Annotated in this window: 16 protein-coding genes; 13 read left to right on the forward strand and 3 right to left on the reverse strand. The window is 65.2% G+C overall.

Translation table 11 applies throughout. The annotated features are described in order from the left end of the window. The first annotated feature begins 49 nt into the window (after positions 1-49). The 3 genes from ACRARG_RS08630 (at position 50) to ACRARG_RS08640 (ending at position 3,112) form a co-directional block, all read left to right on the forward strand. Positions 50-1,045 (forward strand): polyprenyl synthetase family protein, encoded by a 996-nt coding sequence (locus ACRARG_RS08630; protein WP_432689607.1) that lies wholly within the window; start codon positions 50-52, stop codon positions 1,043-1,045. An 89-nt stretch (positions 1,046-1,134) separates the two neighbouring features. Further along, entirely contained in the window at positions 1,135-1,926 is a 792-nt protein-coding gene (gene trpA, locus ACRARG_RS08635) for a tryptophan synthase subunit alpha (protein ID WP_432689608.1), read from the forward strand. Positions 1,927-1,948: 22 nt separating this feature from the next. After that, the gene (locus ACRARG_RS08640) at positions 1,949-3,112 is read left to right on the forward strand and encodes an alpha-hydroxy acid oxidase (protein ID WP_432689609.1); all 1,164 of its coding nucleotides are present in this window, start codon (positions 1,949-1,951) and stop codon (positions 3,110-3,112) included. Positions 3,113-3,132: 20 nt separating this feature from the next. On the opposite strand, the gene ACRARG_RS08645 is transcribed toward ACRARG_RS08640, so the two are convergent. Beyond that, entirely contained in the window at positions 3,133-4,359 is a 1,227-nt protein-coding gene (locus ACRARG_RS08645; RefSeq protein ID WP_432689610.1) for an Hsp70 family protein, read from the reverse strand. Positions 4,360-4,628: 269 nt separating this feature from the next. Here ACRARG_RS08645 and ACRARG_RS08650 point away from each other — a divergent pair, with 269 nt between their 5' ends. The 6 genes from ACRARG_RS08650 (at position 4,629) to ACRARG_RS08675 (ending at position 8,624) form a co-directional block, all read left to right on the forward strand. Continuing rightward, positions 4,629-5,279 carry a 50S ribosomal protein L25/general stress protein Ctc gene (locus ACRARG_RS08650; RefSeq protein WP_432689611.1) on the forward strand — a complete coding sequence of 217 codons (651 nt, stop codon included), beginning with the start codon at positions 4,629-4,631 and terminating at the stop codon, positions 5,277-5,279. Positions 5,280-5,400: 121 nt separating this feature from the next. Continuing rightward, positions 5,401-5,850 carry an Rv1443c family protein gene (locus ACRARG_RS08655; RefSeq protein ID WP_432689612.1) on the forward strand — a complete coding sequence of 150 codons (450 nt, stop codon included), beginning with the start codon at positions 5,401-5,403 and terminating at the stop codon, positions 5,848-5,850. 9 nt (positions 5,851-5,859) lie between these two features. Further along, entirely contained in the window at positions 5,860-6,555 is a 696-nt protein-coding gene (gene pth, locus ACRARG_RS08660; RefSeq protein ID WP_432689613.1) for an aminoacyl-tRNA hydrolase, read from the forward strand. Beyond that, the gene (locus tag ACRARG_RS08665) at positions 6,552-7,607 is read left to right on the forward strand and encodes a DUF2332 domain-containing protein (protein ID WP_432689614.1); all 1,056 of its coding nucleotides are present in this window, start codon (positions 6,552-6,554) and stop codon (positions 7,605-7,607) included. The genes pth and ACRARG_RS08665 overlap by 4 nt, the downstream gene beginning before the upstream one ends. A 24-nt stretch (positions 7,608-7,631) precedes the next feature. After that, complete coding sequence (locus ACRARG_RS08670; protein ID WP_432689615.1) at positions 7,632-8,015, forward strand: DUF2237 family protein; 384 nt, start codon at positions 7,632-7,634, stop codon at positions 8,013-8,015. Between the two features lie 66 nt (positions 8,016-8,081). Then, positions 8,082-8,624 (forward strand): tetratricopeptide repeat protein, encoded by a 543-nt coding sequence (locus ACRARG_RS08675; protein ID WP_432689616.1) that lies wholly within the window; start codon positions 8,082-8,084, stop codon positions 8,622-8,624. 152 nt (positions 8,625-8,776) lie between these two features. Here ACRARG_RS08675 and trpB read toward each other — a convergent pair whose 3' ends face one another. Next, positions 8,777-10,030 (reverse strand): tryptophan synthase subunit beta, encoded by a 1,254-nt coding sequence (gene trpB / locus ACRARG_RS08680; protein WP_432689617.1) that lies wholly within the window; start codon positions 10,028-10,030, stop codon positions 8,777-8,779. Continuing rightward, a complete protein-coding gene (locus ACRARG_RS08685) occupies positions 10,031-10,273 on the reverse strand; it encodes a hypothetical protein (protein ID WP_432689618.1) in 243 nt (80 codons plus the stop codon). Between the two features lie 102 nt (positions 10,274-10,375). Between ACRARG_RS08685 and ACRARG_RS08690 the strand changes: the two genes are divergently transcribed. The 4 genes from ACRARG_RS08690 (at position 10,376) to ACRARG_RS08705 (ending at position 13,877) form a co-directional block, all read left to right on the forward strand. Next, on the forward strand, positions 10,376-11,149 hold the full coding sequence (locus ACRARG_RS08690; protein WP_432689619.1) for a uracil-DNA glycosylase: 774 nt from the start codon (positions 10,376-10,378) through the stop codon (positions 11,147-11,149). Continuing rightward, positions 11,146-11,766, forward strand: coding sequence for a LysE family translocator (locus tag ACRARG_RS08695; RefSeq protein WP_432689620.1), 621 nt, complete (start codon positions 11,146-11,148; stop codon positions 11,764-11,766). The genes ACRARG_RS08690 and ACRARG_RS08695 overlap by 4 nt, the downstream gene beginning before the upstream one ends. Then, positions 11,763-12,293 (forward strand): molybdenum cofactor biosynthesis protein B, encoded by a 531-nt coding sequence (gene moaB / locus ACRARG_RS08700; protein WP_432689621.1) that lies wholly within the window; start codon positions 11,763-11,765, stop codon positions 12,291-12,293. The genes ACRARG_RS08695 and moaB overlap by 4 nt, the downstream gene beginning before the upstream one ends. Positions 12,294-12,383: 90 nt before the next feature. Beyond that, on the forward strand, positions 12,384-13,877 hold the full coding sequence (locus ACRARG_RS08705) for an efflux RND transporter periplasmic adaptor subunit (protein WP_432689622.1): 1,494 nt from the start codon (positions 12,384-12,386) through the stop codon (positions 13,875-13,877).

The raw sequence follows: 13,877 nt of genomic DNA on the forward strand, positions 1-13,877 counted from the left end.
TTAAGGCTACCCCCCGGCGTTGTCGAGGGCACGGCAGAGGGCAACGGGCTTGGACAAACCCGTCGAAAAACCACACGAGGCCATCGCCGCCTTGCTGGCGGATGACCTGAGCGCGGTCAGTTCTTTGATCCGCGAACGTATGGCGTCGAAATACGCGCCCCGGATTCCCGAAGTCACAGCGCATCTGGTCGAGGCCGGCGGCAAGCGTATCCGCCCGATGCTGACCCTCGCGGCGGCACGGCTCTGCGGATATGCGGGGCCCTGGCACATCCACCTGGCAACGACGGTCGAGTTTATCCACACCGCGACGCTTTTGCATGACGATGTCGTCGACGAAAGCAGCCAGCGCCGGGGCCGTCCGACGGCCAATCTGTTGTGGGACAACAAATCTTCGGTTCTGGTCGGCGACTATCTGTTTGCCCGCGCCTTCCAGCTGATGGTGGAGCCGGGCAATCTCCGCGTGCTGTCGATCCTGTCGGATGCCGCCGCGACCATTGCCGAGGGCGAGGTGCTGCAGCTGAGCGCCGCCCAGGATCTGGCCACCACCGAAGACACCTATCTGACCGTCGTGCGCGGCAAGACCGCCGCGCTGTTCTCTGCCGCGACCGAGGCCGGAGCGGAAATCGCCGGCGCATCCCCGGATCAGGTCCGGGCGTTGTTCGACTATGGCGACGCGCTTGGCATCGCCTTTCAGATGGCCGATGACCTGCTGGACTGGCAGGGCGATATGGACAAGACCGGCAAAAACGTCGGCGATGATTTCCGGGAACGCAAATTGACCCTGCCGCTGATCCGCGCCGTTGCTGCCGCCGATGAGGACGAGATGGCGTTCTGGCGGCGCACGATCGAAAAAGGCCGGCAGACCGACGACGACCTGATCACCGCGCGCGATCTGCTGGACCGCCATGGAGCCCTGGCAAGCACACGCGACACGGCACTGGACTGGGCCGACCGCGCCAAGGCCGCCCTTGCCCCGCTTCCGGACCATCGTCTCAGGGGGCTTCTGTCCGATCTGGCGGACTACGTCGTCGAACGGCTCCGCTGACCGCTGACATGCTTCCCCATTGACCCCGCCGCCCCCATGCGGCAAGTCGGATCACGCCCACAAGGCAGCGGCATAAGGAGAGAGCTTTCATGACACGTATCGACGCGACATTCGACCGACTCCGCGCCGAAGGCAAAAAGGCTTTTGTGGCCTACGTCATGGCTGGCGATCCGGATGTGGCCACGTCTCTGGACATCATGAAGGCTCTGCCCGGCGCCGGCGCCGATATCATCGAACTTGGCCTGCCCTTCACCGATCCGATGGCGGACGGCCCTGCCGTACAACTGGCGGGCCAGCGCGCCCTGGCCGGCGGCATGACCCTGCAGAAGACGCTCGACCTCGTGACGGAATTCCGCAAATTCGATGCCGAGACGCCGATTGTCATGATGGGCTATTACAACCCGGTCTACAGCCGTGGCGTCGATAAATTCCTGGCCGATGCGAAAAACGCCGGGATTGACGGGCTGATCATCGTCGATCTGCCGCCCGAAGAGGATGACGAGCTCTGCATCCCCGCACAGAAGGCCGGGCTGAACTTCATCCGGCTGGCCACGCCCACCACAGATGACAATCGCCTGCCCAAAGTGCTGCAGAACACCTCCGGCTTTGTGTATTACGTATCGATCACCGGCATCACGGGCTCTGCCGAGGCACAGGCCGATGTCGTCGGCCCCGAAGTTGCGCGGATCAAAGCCCAGACCGATCTGCCCATCGTGGTTGGCTTCGGCATCCGTACACCGGAGACCGCCCAGGCCATCGCAGGCATCGCGGATGGCGCCGTTGTCGGCTCTGCCATTGTCAGCGAAATTGCCCAGGGCAAAAGCGTGGCGGATGTAGCCACTTTCGTAAAATCTCTGGCTGACGGCACACACCGCGCCTGATCACCGGGGGGGGGAGGCCACCATGCCCGTCATCACCTGCATTGACGACCTCAAGCGCCTGCACAAGCGGCGCACCCCCAAGATGTTCTACGACTATTGCGAAAGCGGCTCCTGGACGGAGCAGACCTTCCGCGAAAACACCTCCGATTTTCAGGATATCCGCCTGCGCCAGCGCGTCGCCGTCGACATGACCGGCCGCACGCTTGAGACAGAGATGATCGGCCAGAAGGTCGCCATGCCCGTGGCCCTTGCCCCCGTCGGCCTGACCGGCATGCAACGCGCGGATGGAGAGATCAAGGCGGCCAAAGCGGCAGAGAAATTCGGCGTCCCCTTCACCCTGTCGACCATGTCCATCTGTTCCATCGAGGACGTGGCCGAACATACGACCAAACCCTTCTGGTTCCAGCTCTACACGATGAAGGATCAGGACTATCTGAAACGCCTGATCCAGCGAGCCAAGGATGCAAAATGCTCGGCGCTGGTGATCACTTTGGACCTGCAGATCCTGGGCCAGCGCCACAAGGACCTCAAGAACGGCCTCTCCGCCCCGCCGAAACTGACCCCCGCCGTCATCGCGGACCTCATGACCAAATGGACCTGGGGCATCGAGATGCTGCAGACCAAGCGGCGCCAGTTCGGCAATATCGTCGGCCATGTCTCCGGCGTGGAGGACACCTCCCGCCTTGGCGAATGGACCGCGCAGCAATTCGACCCGGCGCTCGACTGGAAGAAGATCGAAGAGATCAAATCGCTCTGGGGCGGTCCCGTCATCCTCAAGGGCATTCTCGACCCCGAAGACGCCATCATGGCCCGGAACGTCGGTTGCGACGCCATCATCGTGTCGAACCACGGCGGACGTCAGCAGGACGGCGCACTCAGCTCCATCCGCGCGCTCGACCCGATCCTTCAGGCCGTGGGCGGCGATGTCGAGGTTCACCTCGACAGCGGCATCCGCTCCGGTCAGGACGTGCTCAAGGCCGTGGCCATGGGCGCCAAGGGCACCTTCATCGGCCGCGCCTTCATCCACGGTCTGGGCGCCATGGGCGAGGCCGGCGTGACCGCCGCGCTGGAGGTCATCCGCAAGGAGATGGACATCGCCATGGCCTTCACCGGCGCCCGCGATATCAAGACGGTCAACCGCGACAATATCCTGGTTCCGGCGGGCTTTTCCGGCGACTGGGTCTGATCCGCCGCCCCCGCCGCGGCTCAGGCTGCGGCGATCGCCAGCCCGTCCACCACGCCGGTAAAGGCCTCCGACCGGCTGACCTTGGCGCCGGGGCAGACTGCCCGCACCTCATCGACCACCATCTTCATCAGGCTCGACCCGCCAACGAGGATCACATGATCCACCCCGGCAGGCGTCACCCCCGCCGCCATCAGCACCTCGTAAATCGCATGGCGCAACGGCTCCCGCGCCGCCTCCAGCGCCCGCGCCACCCCGCCTTCCGACACCGGCACGCGCAGCCCGCGCTCCACCACGCCCATGTCGATCGCCGCCCCGGCCACGCCGCCATTGGCCGCGATCTTGCCCCGCTCCACCGCAAAGGCCAGATCATGCCCCAGCTGGTCGCGGATCACCGTCTGCAGCCGCCGCAGCTTCACAGGCTCCACCGCATGGGCCACCAGATCGGCCACCGACCGCGCCACCTCCGGCGTATAAAGGAACGGGATCATCGCCCAGCTCGCCAGATCGCCATAAATCGCCTGCGGCACCGGCAGCAGCCCCTCGCCCAGCACCCGCCGCAACTCCCCGCCCATGCCGAGCTCCGGCATGGCGAAGGCCAGCGAGATTGACCGGTCGAAATCCGTCCCCCCCAGCCGGATGCCATGGCTGCCGAGGATCTCAATCTCCGCCCCGCGCCGGAACAGCGTGAAATCAGAGGTCCCGCCGCCGATATCGACAATCAGCCCCGTCTCGCCGGCATCCCCCCGGCTGGCCAGCGCCGCCGCCTCCGGCTCGAACCGGAACGAAATCTCCTCGAACCCCGCCGCCAGATAACAACCCAGCAGATCCTCCTCCGCCTGGGCATCCCGCTCCGGATCGCGGGTGTGGAAATGCACCGGCCGCCCGGACACGACGCGCGGAAAGGCCCGCCCCGCCTCTGCCTCCGCCCGCTCCCGCACGCAAACCAGAAAACCCGTCACAATCTCCGCCAGCGTCCGCCGCGCCCCTCCGATCAGCCGGCTCTCGTGAAACAGCGGCGTCCCCAGCACGGATTTCAGCGCCCGCATGTAGCGCCCCTCCTCGCCCGCGATCAGCGCCGCCCCCGCCGCCTCCCCGATCAGCATCCCGCCGCCTTCGGGAAAAAACACCGCCGTCGGCAGGGTCTCCGCCCCCGCTTCGATGGCAAAGCGCCGCACCGCGCCGCCCTCCAGCACCGCCGCCGCCGAATTCGAAGTGCCAAAATCCACACCCAGAGCTGCCTGCCCCATGACCTCTACCTCCAAATCCGAAAGCCCCCGCGCCTATCCCTGGCCCCGCAAAAAGACAAGCCCCTTCATCTTGGCAGAAATACTCCCGCCGGAGGCCACCGCGACCGTCCGCAGGACGGGCGCAAACAAAAGGAATGGCGCCGCAGGGCGCCGCCTTTTCCGCACCCCCGCCATTTCCTCTTTGCAAATCCCCAGAATCCGTGTAATCGCGCCACTTCACGCGGGCATACAGCCTTGGAGGATGTCCGCACCCATTAGGAGAATAGAAAATGGCTGGAGAAATTCCTGATCTCGTAGCCCAGGAACGTGCGGGGACGGGCAAGGGCGCCGCTCGCGCAGCGCGTCGCGCTGGCATGGTTCCGGGTGTTGTTTATGGTGGTGATGCAGATCCGATCGCGATCCAGATCCCCTTCAACGAACTGCTGAAGAAACTGAAGGCCGGGCGCTTCCTCGCGACGCTCTGGAACCTCAAGGTCGACGGCCACGAAGACGTCCGCGTCATCTGCCGCAACGTGCAGCGCGACGTCGTCAAGGACCTGCCGACGCATCTCGACCTGATGCGCCTGCGCCGGACCTCTCGTGTGAACCTGCACATCCCGGTTGAATTCATCAACGAAGACAAGTGCCCGGGCATCCGCAAGGGCGGCGTCCTGACCGTTGTGCGCGCCGATGTCGATCTCAACGTCGTGGCCGGTGACATTCCCGACCACATCACCGTTGACCTCGAAGGCCACAACATCGGCGACACCATCACCATCTCGATGGTGACCCTGCCCGAAGGCGCCAAGCCCGTGATCGACCGCGATTTCGTGATCGCCAACATTCAGGCGCCCTCCGGTCTCGGCGGGTCCTCCTCCGACGACGAGGAAGAGGTCGCAGCCGACGAAGTCGAAGCGATCAACGAAAAGTCCGACGACTGATCCCCCGGATCATCCGAATGCAAAACGGCCCCCCAGCGGGGCCGTTTTCATGTCCGGCCCGCCGCGCGCCTCCCTTGCCGCCTCTCCCGCCACATGCCACCATGAGGGAAAGGAGCGCACCATGCCCGGCAAGGTTCATGTGGAAAGCGATTACGACGTCTCGCCCGATGCCCTGTGGGCCGTCACCAAGGATCTCGACGCCCTGCGCGAGATGAACGCCCGCATGGTGAAGATGGAGGGCCTGCCCTCCGGCAACATGTACGCCGGTCAGGACATGACGATCCGCACCTCGCTCTTTGGTCTCCTCCCCGCCCAGGACTACCGGATCGTCATCACCGATCTCGACGATACGGCCCGTGAATTCCGCTCCTCCGAACATGGCAGCGGCGTCAAAACCTGGAACCACATCGGCCGGGTCATCGCGACACCGACAGGCGCCCGGCTGATCGACGAGATAGAGATCGACGCCGGCGGAATGACACCTCTCGTTGTCGGATGGGCCAATCTCCTGTACCGCTCGCGCCACAAGCCCCGGCTGCGCATCCTGAAAACGCGCGGCGCCTTCACCTGAGGAGACCCCATGCAGCTGTTCGTCGGCCTCGGAAATCCGGGCGGGAAATATGCCGCCAACCGCCACAATATCGGTTTCATGGCGATCGACCGTATCGCCTCGGATCATGGGTTTCCGCCCTTCCGGTCGAAATTCCAGGGCGAGATCAGCGAAGGCACGCTCGGCACGGAAAAGGTCCTGCTGCTCAAACCGATGACCTTCATGAACCTCTCTGGCCAATCGGTCGGCGAAACCATGCGCTTTTACAAACTCACCCCTGCCGATGTGACTGTCTTCCATGACGAGCTCGACCTCGCCCCCGGCAAACTCCGCGTCAAACAGGGCGGCGGCCATGCCGGCCACAATGGTCTGCGCTCCATGCACCAGCATATCGGGCCCGACTATGCCCGCGTCCGCCTCGGCATTGGTCATCCCGGTCACAAGGACCGCGTTCCCGGCTATGTCCTGTCGGATTTCGCCAAGGCAGAGGAAGGCTGGCTGGACGACTTGCTGCGCGGCATCGGCGATGGCGCGCCTGACCTTGCAGCAGGCGACCCGGGCCGCTTTATGAATGCGGTCGCCCTGCGAACCGCCCCGCCCCGCAGTTCGACAAGCAAACCCAAGGCCGAAACCGCCCCAACCACCACGCCGGGCACCACGCCGGAAGAGCCAGCCAGACCCGACACCCGCAGCCCCCTTCAGCGGCTCGCCGAGAAATTCAGGTGACCCTGCCTGAGCTGTTCGTGGCCCAGGCCGGTGCCTGTGGCCGCCTTGGCTCGCCCTTCATGGACCGGATGCTCCATCTTTGCGCGCGGAACATGCCGCCGGACCACGAGATCACACGGCGGCTGCAAAGCTGGCCGGGCGATGCCACAGCCCTCGGCGCCGCCATTGTCCTGCGCTTTGCCGGCGCCCTGCATGCGCTGGTGCTGCGGGATCTGCACCCGGACCTCACCGCCGCCTACCCGCCCAACACCGTTGACGACACGACGCTCTGGTCCGCCATTCGCGCCGCCATGGGCAGGCATCAGACCGAGATCCTGCACTGGCTCGACAGCGCCCCTCAGACCAATGAGGTCCGCCGCTCCGCCGCCATGATCGCCGCCGCCTGCCTGCTGGCCGAACGCTGTCCCGGGCTGCCGCTGCGCCTGTCAGAACTGGGCGCTTCCGCCGGGCTGAACCTCTGGTTCGATCACTACGCCCTGTCGCTGCCCGTCGGGACCACAAGGGGCGCGCAAGACCCGGTCATCACGCTCACCCCGGACTGGCAGGGCCCCCTGCCGCCGGACCTCCCGTTTACCATTGCCGACCGTCGCGGCGTTGACCTCAACCCGCTCTCCCCCGACGACCCGCAGGCGCGGCTGCGGCTGCGCAGCTACACCTGGCCCGATCAGGCCGACCGGATGGCGCGGCTCGACGCCGCCCTGACCATCGCAACGCCGGTCGTGGACCGTGGCGATGCCGGCGACTGGCTGCACGCGCGCCTTGCCCGCCCGACCCCGGGTCAGATCGATCTCGTCTTCCACACCATTGCCTGGCAGTATTTCCCGGCCTCCACCGATGCCGCCTGCCGCGCCGCCCTGGCCGATGCGGCAACGCGGGCCACACCCGACACCCCTCTTGCCCACCTCTGGGTCGAAGCCGCACCGGATCAGAAACTAGCCAGCGCCCGGCTCACCCTCTGGACGGGCGCACCGGAACCGGAGATCCTGCCCCTGGGCCAGATGGACCCGCATGGCAGACAGTTTATCGCCGCACCGCCGTTCCGCCTCAGCTAAGCCAGCCAAAGAAGGACCTCGAAAATGGAAAAATACCCGCCGATCAATGTCCTGGGCAATGCGCTGCAACCCTGCTCCAACACCCCGCGCACCGGCTTTTTCCGCGACGGCCATTGCAACACCTGCGCCGAAGATCACGGCTCCCATACGGTCTGCGCCATCATGACGGCCGAATTCCTCGCCTTCTCGGCCTATGTCGGCAATGACCTCTCGACCCCCGCCCCGCAATACGGTTTCCCGGGCCTCAAACCCGGCGACCGCTGGTGCCTCTGCGCCAGCCGCTTCCTGCAGGCCCATGACGAAGGCTGCGCCCCGCGCATCCGCCTGGAATGCACCCATCGCAGCGCCATGGACGTGGTGCCCTATGAGATCCTCAACAATTATGCCGAGGATGAGATCCCCGATTGAGGACACCGCATCCACCGACACAAAACTCCGCTAGGCTTTCCAGGCACACAGCCAATGGAGGCCCCGATGCGCCAGACCCTGACTGCCACTGCCCTCACCCTGATCCTGCCCCTCGCCGCCCTGCCCGCCTTTGCCGCAGGCGACTCCTCGACCCCGCCGAAACCTACTGAAACCACAACCAAATGCGCGGATGGAGAGGTCTTCGACAAGGACAAGGGCGCATGTGTAAAATCCGCCTCGCTCGGCCTCGACGACGATCAGCGCTATGAGGCCGTCCGCGAACTCGCCTATGCCGGCCGCCCCGAATCGGCGCTCAAGGTGATCGAGGGCGCAGAGGCCAAAGACAGCCCCCGCTTCCTGACCTATGTCGGCTTCTCGCTGCGCCAGATGGGCGACGTGGACGGCGCCATGCAGGCCTATCGCAAAGCGCTCGCCATCGACCCCGACTATATCCTCGCGCGCAGCTACATGGCCCAGGGCCTGCTGACGCAAGGCCACCGCGAAGCCGCCGTGGCCCAGCTCCGCGAGATCGAAGCCCGCAACGGCTACGGCACATGGGCCCATAAATCCCTGATGATGGCTATGAAGGGCGAGTTTACCGCCTACTGACCAACCCGGGGCCGCTCACCCCGGCGGCCCTGCTTTTTCTTGCCGGAAATATCCCGGGGAGCGCGAGGGGCAGCGCCCCTCGCCCATTGATAGAATGCGCCGCAGGCGCGCCTTTGGATCACGCCCCCGACATCACGCCCCGGCAGCCACCGTCACTCGGCGCTGCGCCCCTCCGTGTCGGACATATCGAACCCGAGATAGCGCGCAACCGTCTGCACATCCTTGTCGCCGCGTCCGCACATGTTCATCACGATCACATGGTCCTTGGGCAGCGTCGGCGCCAGCTTCATCACATGCGCCAGCGCGTGGCAGGGCTCCAGCGCCGGAATGATCCCCTCGGTCGAGCAGGACAGCTGGAACGCCTCCAGCGCCTCCATATCCGTGACCGAGACATATTGCGCCCGGCCGGTGTCATGCAGCCAGGAATGCTCCGGCCCGATCCCCGGATAGTCGAGCCCGGCAGAGATCGAATACCCCTCAAGGATCTGCCCGTCTTCATCCTGCAGCAGATAGGTCCGGTTGCCATGCAGCACCCCCGGACGCCCGCCGGTGAGCGACGCGCAATGCTCCATCTTGGCGTCCACGCCTTTGCCACCGGCCTCGACCCCGATGATCTGGACCGAAGGCTCGTCAAGGAAATCGTAGAACAGACCCATCGCATTCGACCCGCCGCCGATGGCCGCGATGACGGTGTCGGGCAGGCGGCCCTCGCCCTCATGCTCGGCCAGCTGCCAGCGCACTTCCTTGCCGATGATCTTCTGGAAATCCCGCACCATCGCCGGATAGGGATGCGGCCCCGCCACCGTGCCGATGCAGTAGAAGGTGTCGCGCACATTGGTCACCCAGTCACGCAGCGCATCATTCATCGCATCCTTCAGCGTGCCGCGACCGCTCGTCACCGGCACAACTTCCGCCCCCAGCAGGCGCATGCGGAAGACGTTGGGCGCCTGACGCTGCACATCATGCGCGCCCATGTAGACCACGCATTTCAGCCCGAATTTGGCACAGACCGTGGCCGTGGCCACACCATGCTGGCCCGCGCCCGTCTCTGCGATGATCCGGGTCTTGCCCATCCGCCGCGCCAGAATAATTTGCCCCAGCACATTGTTGATCTTATGCGCACCGGTATGGTTCAGCTCGTCCCGCTTGAAGTAAATCTTCGCGCCGCCCAGCTGCTCCGTCAGCCGTTCCGCGAAATAGAGCGGGGACGGACGGCCCACGTAATGCTTCCAGAGGTAATCCATCTCCTCCCAGAAGCTGTCATCGGTCTTGGCCTTCTCGAATTCCGCTTCCAGATCAAGGATCAGCGGCATCAGTGTCTCCGACACGAAGCGCCCGCCGAATTCCCCGAACCGGCCCTTTTCGTCCGGCCCGTTCATGAAGGAGTTGAAAAGATCGTCGGCCATTTAGTTCCCCAATCCAAATTCGGTTCGCAAAATTTCGAAAAGCTGCTTAGCCGTCGTTTCCCCGAACTGAAGAGTCTGGCTCACCTTTCCGGGCAATTCGCGATCGGACGAACCGTAGGTATTCAGTTGCAACAATTTTTGGCCAGCCACTTCACCAACTACGATCTGGCATTTCAAATTCGTCGGATGGACCGAACGGATTTCTCGTTCATCGTCTCTTTCGATAGCTGTAACGAATGCCATATCCCGCCTCCCGCGCATCTGGTGTTGAGTGTCACTATCGGGCGCTGGGGCCGATTTCCAGCCCTAGTTTCCACTGCCCGCGCGGCGGGATAGGCTCTGCGCATGGAATCGGCTCTCGACTGGCATACCAACTTTGCCCTGCTGGACTGGCAGGTGGACCTCGGCGTGGACGAGGCCATAGCCGACGCGCCCGTCGACCGCTTCGCTCTGGCCGACAAAGAGCCCGCGAAACCTGCCGCCACCGCTGCGGCCCCGCCCGTCATCGAACGCAAGGAGATCGACGCGGTGGAGGTCGCCCGTGCTGCCGCGACGCAGGCCACCACACTCGACGCCCTGCGCGCCGCCCTGTCGGATTACGAACATTGCGCCCTGAAGCGCGGCGCCCGCAACCTCGTCTTCGCCGATGGTCACGCCGGGGCCCGCGTCATGGTGCTGGGCGAGGCGCCGGGACGGGAGGAGGACCGCGAGGGCCGCCCCTTCGTCGGCCGCGCCGGTCAGCTGCTCGACCGGATGTTTGCCGCCATCGGCCTCGACCGTCAGGCCGAAAGCCCCGAAGAGGCGCTCTACATCACCAATGTCCTGCCCTGGCGCCCGCCGCAGAACCGCGATCCGGAGCCGGAGGAGATCGCGATGATGTTGCCCTTCGTGCAGAAACATGTGGAGCTTGTGAACCCGCAGATGATTGTGCTGATGGGCAATATCCCCTGCCGTGCGGGCCTTGGAAAACAGGGCATTCTCAAGCTGCGCGGCCAGTGGGCGGAGGCCTTTGGCCGCCCCGCACTGCCCATGACCCATCCCGCCTACCTGCTGCGACAGCCCCACGCAAAGCGGGAGGCATGGGCCGATCTGCTCTCGCTGAAGGCCCGCCTGACATGACGCTGCCCGTCGATCCCCTGCTGATGCTGGCCTTCCTGCCTGCCGGGCTGGCCCTGAACCTGACACCCGGCGCCGACATGATGTTCTGCTTTGCGCAGGGGTTGCGCCGGGGGCCGCGCGCGGCCTGGGCCGCCTCTGCCGGGATATCGGCAGGCGCCATGGTCCATGCGCTGGTGGCCGGGCTGGGCCTCGCCGCGCTGATCGCCGCCCATCCCGCGCTCCTGTCGGTGATCCGCTGGATCGGTGTGGCCTATCTGCTCTGGCTGGCGATGAAATCGCTAAATGCAGGCCGGTCCGACATCCCGCAGGACGCCCCCGCTCATGCCTTCCGCGAGGGGCTTCTGGTCAATCTGACCAATCCCAAGGTCATCCTCTTCGTGCTGGCCTTCATCCCGCAGTTCATCGACCCGACCCATGCCATCCTGCCGCAATTCCTCGTCTATGGCGTGATGCTGGGGATCGGCGGCTTCGTGATCAACGGCGCGGTGGGTCATCTGGCCGGCGGCGCGGGCAATCGTCTGGCGCGGTCCGACGCCTTCTCCCGCTGGCTGGGCCGTGTCAGCGCCGGGGTCTTCGGCCTGCTCGCCCTCCGCCTCGCCCTGATGGAGCCCCGATGACCGAACGTACCTTCATCCCCATCGGGATCGCCGTCCTCACCGTCTCCGACACCCGGACCCTGGCGGACGACCGCTCCGGCGACACGCTGGTCGCCCGGATCGAGGACGCCGGTCACCGGCTGGCGGCCCGCGCCATCACCACCGACGACCGCGACAGGATCGCGGCCCAGCTGCGCGACTGGATCGCCGACCCGGCAATTGACGCCATCATCTCCACCGGCGGCACCGGATTGACCGGGCGCGACGTGACCGTGGAGGCGCATCGCGACGTCTATGAAAAGGAGATCGACGCCTTCGGCACGATCTTCACCATCGTTTCGATGAAAAAGATCGGCACATCGGCGGTGCAGAGCCGCGCCACGGCAGGCGTCGCCGGCGGCACTTACCTCTTCGCCCTGCCCGGCTCCACCGGCGCCTGCAAGGATGCCTGGGACGAAATCCTGATCCACCAGTTCGACTACCGCCACATGCCCTGCAACTTCGTTGAGATCATGCCGCGTCTCGACGAACATCTGCGCCGGAAATAAGGTCGCAGAAAATTTAGACGGAATTCGGTCAGACCCGCGTACTATGGTGCAAACCCAGTCCCGCCGGAACCGGAGCTCACGACCTCACATATGCGATTTATCCGACATAGCCTGATTGGCCTGTTCCTCATTTCGATAAGCCTGGGCACCATTCTGCTGGCCGCAGGCATGGTGCGCGACGCGATCCAGTCCCGCCTGAATTCAGAGCAGCGCGCGCCGCAGGGCCGGGAACGCGAGTTTACCGTGAACGTCGTCGCAGCGGAGGTCGACACGGTGCTGCCAATGCTGACGGTTTACGGTCAGGTGCGCAGTCGCAGGACGCTTGAGCTGCGCGCGGCCGCAGCGGGAGAGATCATCGAGGTCTCGGACCGCTTTGAGGATGGCGCGACAGTTTCCGCCGGGGACATGCTGGTGCGGATCGACCCCGAAGATGCCCAGTTCGATCTGGAACGCGCGATCAACGATGTGGCAACGGCAGAGACCGCGCTGCGCGATGCGGAACGGCGCGTCACCCTTGGCCGCGACACGCTGGCCGCTGCCGAAGAGCAGGCAACCTTGCGCCAGCGCGCCTTTCAGCGTCAGGACGATCTGCGCGGGCGCGGCGTCGGAACCGAGGCGCTGGTTGAGACTGCGGAACTGGCCGCCTCCAGTGCGCGGCAATCCGTCATCTCCGCGCGGACGTCGCTGGCACAGGCCGAAACCCAGGTCGAAACCTCTCAGACAGCGCTTGACCGGGCCCGGATCGCACGCAGAGAAGCAGAGCGCGCGGTTCAGGACACCACCCTCTACGCCGAATTCGACGGTACGCTGACCGACACCGCTGTCGTGTCCGGTGGTCTGGTCACGATGAACGAACAGCTTGCCCTGCTCATCGACGACAAGGCGCTGGAGGTCGGCTTTCGCGTCTCGACCTCGCAATATGCCCGGCTGCTCGACGCTGACGGCCGCCTGATTCCAGCCAGTGTCACGGCCACGCTGGACGTTCAGGGGCTCGCCCTGTCCAGCGAAGGCACAATCGCACGCGACAGTGCCAATGTCGCCGAAGGCCAGAGCGGCCGGATGATCTTTGCCCGGCTGGAGACCCCGCGCGGCCTGAAGCCCGGCGATTTTGTGACCGTGACCGTGTCGGAGCCGCCGCTGACTGATGTCATACGCCTGCCCGCGACGGCCATTGATGCGGCAGAGACCGTTCTGACCGTCGGGGCCGAGAACCGGCTGGAGCTTCTGCAGGTGACGCTGCTGCGTCGGCAGGGCAATGAGGTTCTGGTCCGCGCCCCCGACCTCGACGGCCAGCTTGTGGTTTCTCGGCGCACCCCCCTGCTTGGCCCCGGCATAAAGGTCAGAGCGTCACAGCCTGTTGCCGTCGATACCGACAGCGCATCCGCAAGCCTCGGCGGAACCGGGGCCGCGCCCCCCCGGGAACTGGTCGAACTGACCGCCGAGCGTCGCGCCAAACTCAAGACCTTTGTGCAGGCCAATGCCCGCATGCCCGAGGATGTCAAAACGCGGATTCTGGCCCAGCTGGATGCGGAGCGCGTTTCTGCCTCGATGATTGCGCGGCTCGAAGCCCGGATGGGAGGCTGA

This window comes from Pseudooceanicola profundi (assembly GCF_050897955.1).
Taxonomy (GTDB): Bacteria; Pseudomonadota; Alphaproteobacteria; order Rhodobacterales; family Rhodobacteraceae; genus Pseudooceanicola.

Bases quoted from the DNA above. Each gene is read 5' to 3' on its own strand.
- moaB (WP_432689621.1), top strand. From the start codon at position 11,763: ATGACCGAACGTACCTTCATCCCCATCGGGATCGCCGTCCTCACCGTC.
- ACRARG_RS08670 (WP_432689615.1), top strand. From the start codon at position 7,632: ATGGAAAAATACCCGCCGATCAATGTCCTGGGCAATGCGCTGCAACCC.
- trpB (WP_432689617.1), bottom strand. From the start codon at position 10,030: ATGGCCGACGATCTTTTCAACTCCTTCATGAACGGGCCGGACGAAAAG.
- trpA (WP_432689608.1), top strand. From the start codon at position 1,135: ATGACACGTATCGACGCGACATTCGACCGACTCCGCGCCGAAGGCAAA.
- ACRARG_RS08675 (WP_432689616.1), top strand. From the start codon at position 8,082: ATGCGCCAGACCCTGACTGCCACTGCCCTCACCCTGATCCTGCCCCTC.
- pth (WP_432689613.1), top strand. From the start codon at position 5,860: ATGCAGCTGTTCGTCGGCCTCGGAAATCCGGGCGGGAAATATGCCGCC.
- ACRARG_RS08705 (WP_432689622.1), top strand. From the start codon at position 12,384: ATGCGATTTATCCGACATAGCCTGATTGGCCTGTTCCTCATTTCGATA.
- ACRARG_RS08650 (WP_432689611.1), top strand. From the start codon at position 4,629: ATGGCTGGAGAAATTCCTGATCTCGTAGCCCAGGAACGTGCGGGGACG.
- ACRARG_RS08685 (WP_432689618.1), bottom strand. From the start codon at position 10,273: ATGGCATTCGTTACAGCTATCGAAAGAGACGATGAACGAGAAATCCGT.
- ACRARG_RS08690 (WP_432689619.1), top strand. From the start codon at position 10,376: ATGGAATCGGCTCTCGACTGGCATACCAACTTTGCCCTGCTGGACTGG.
- ACRARG_RS08640 (WP_432689609.1), top strand. From the start codon at position 1,949: ATGCCCGTCATCACCTGCATTGACGACCTCAAGCGCCTGCACAAGCGG.
- ACRARG_RS08645 (WP_432689610.1), bottom strand. From the start codon at position 4,359: ATGGGGCAGGCAGCTCTGGGTGTGGATTTTGGCACTTCGAATTCGGCG.
- ACRARG_RS08695 (WP_432689620.1), top strand. From the start codon at position 11,146: ATGACGCTGCCCGTCGATCCCCTGCTGATGCTGGCCTTCCTGCCTGCC.
- ACRARG_RS08655 (WP_432689612.1), top strand. From the start codon at position 5,401: ATGCCCGGCAAGGTTCATGTGGAAAGCGATTACGACGTCTCGCCCGAT.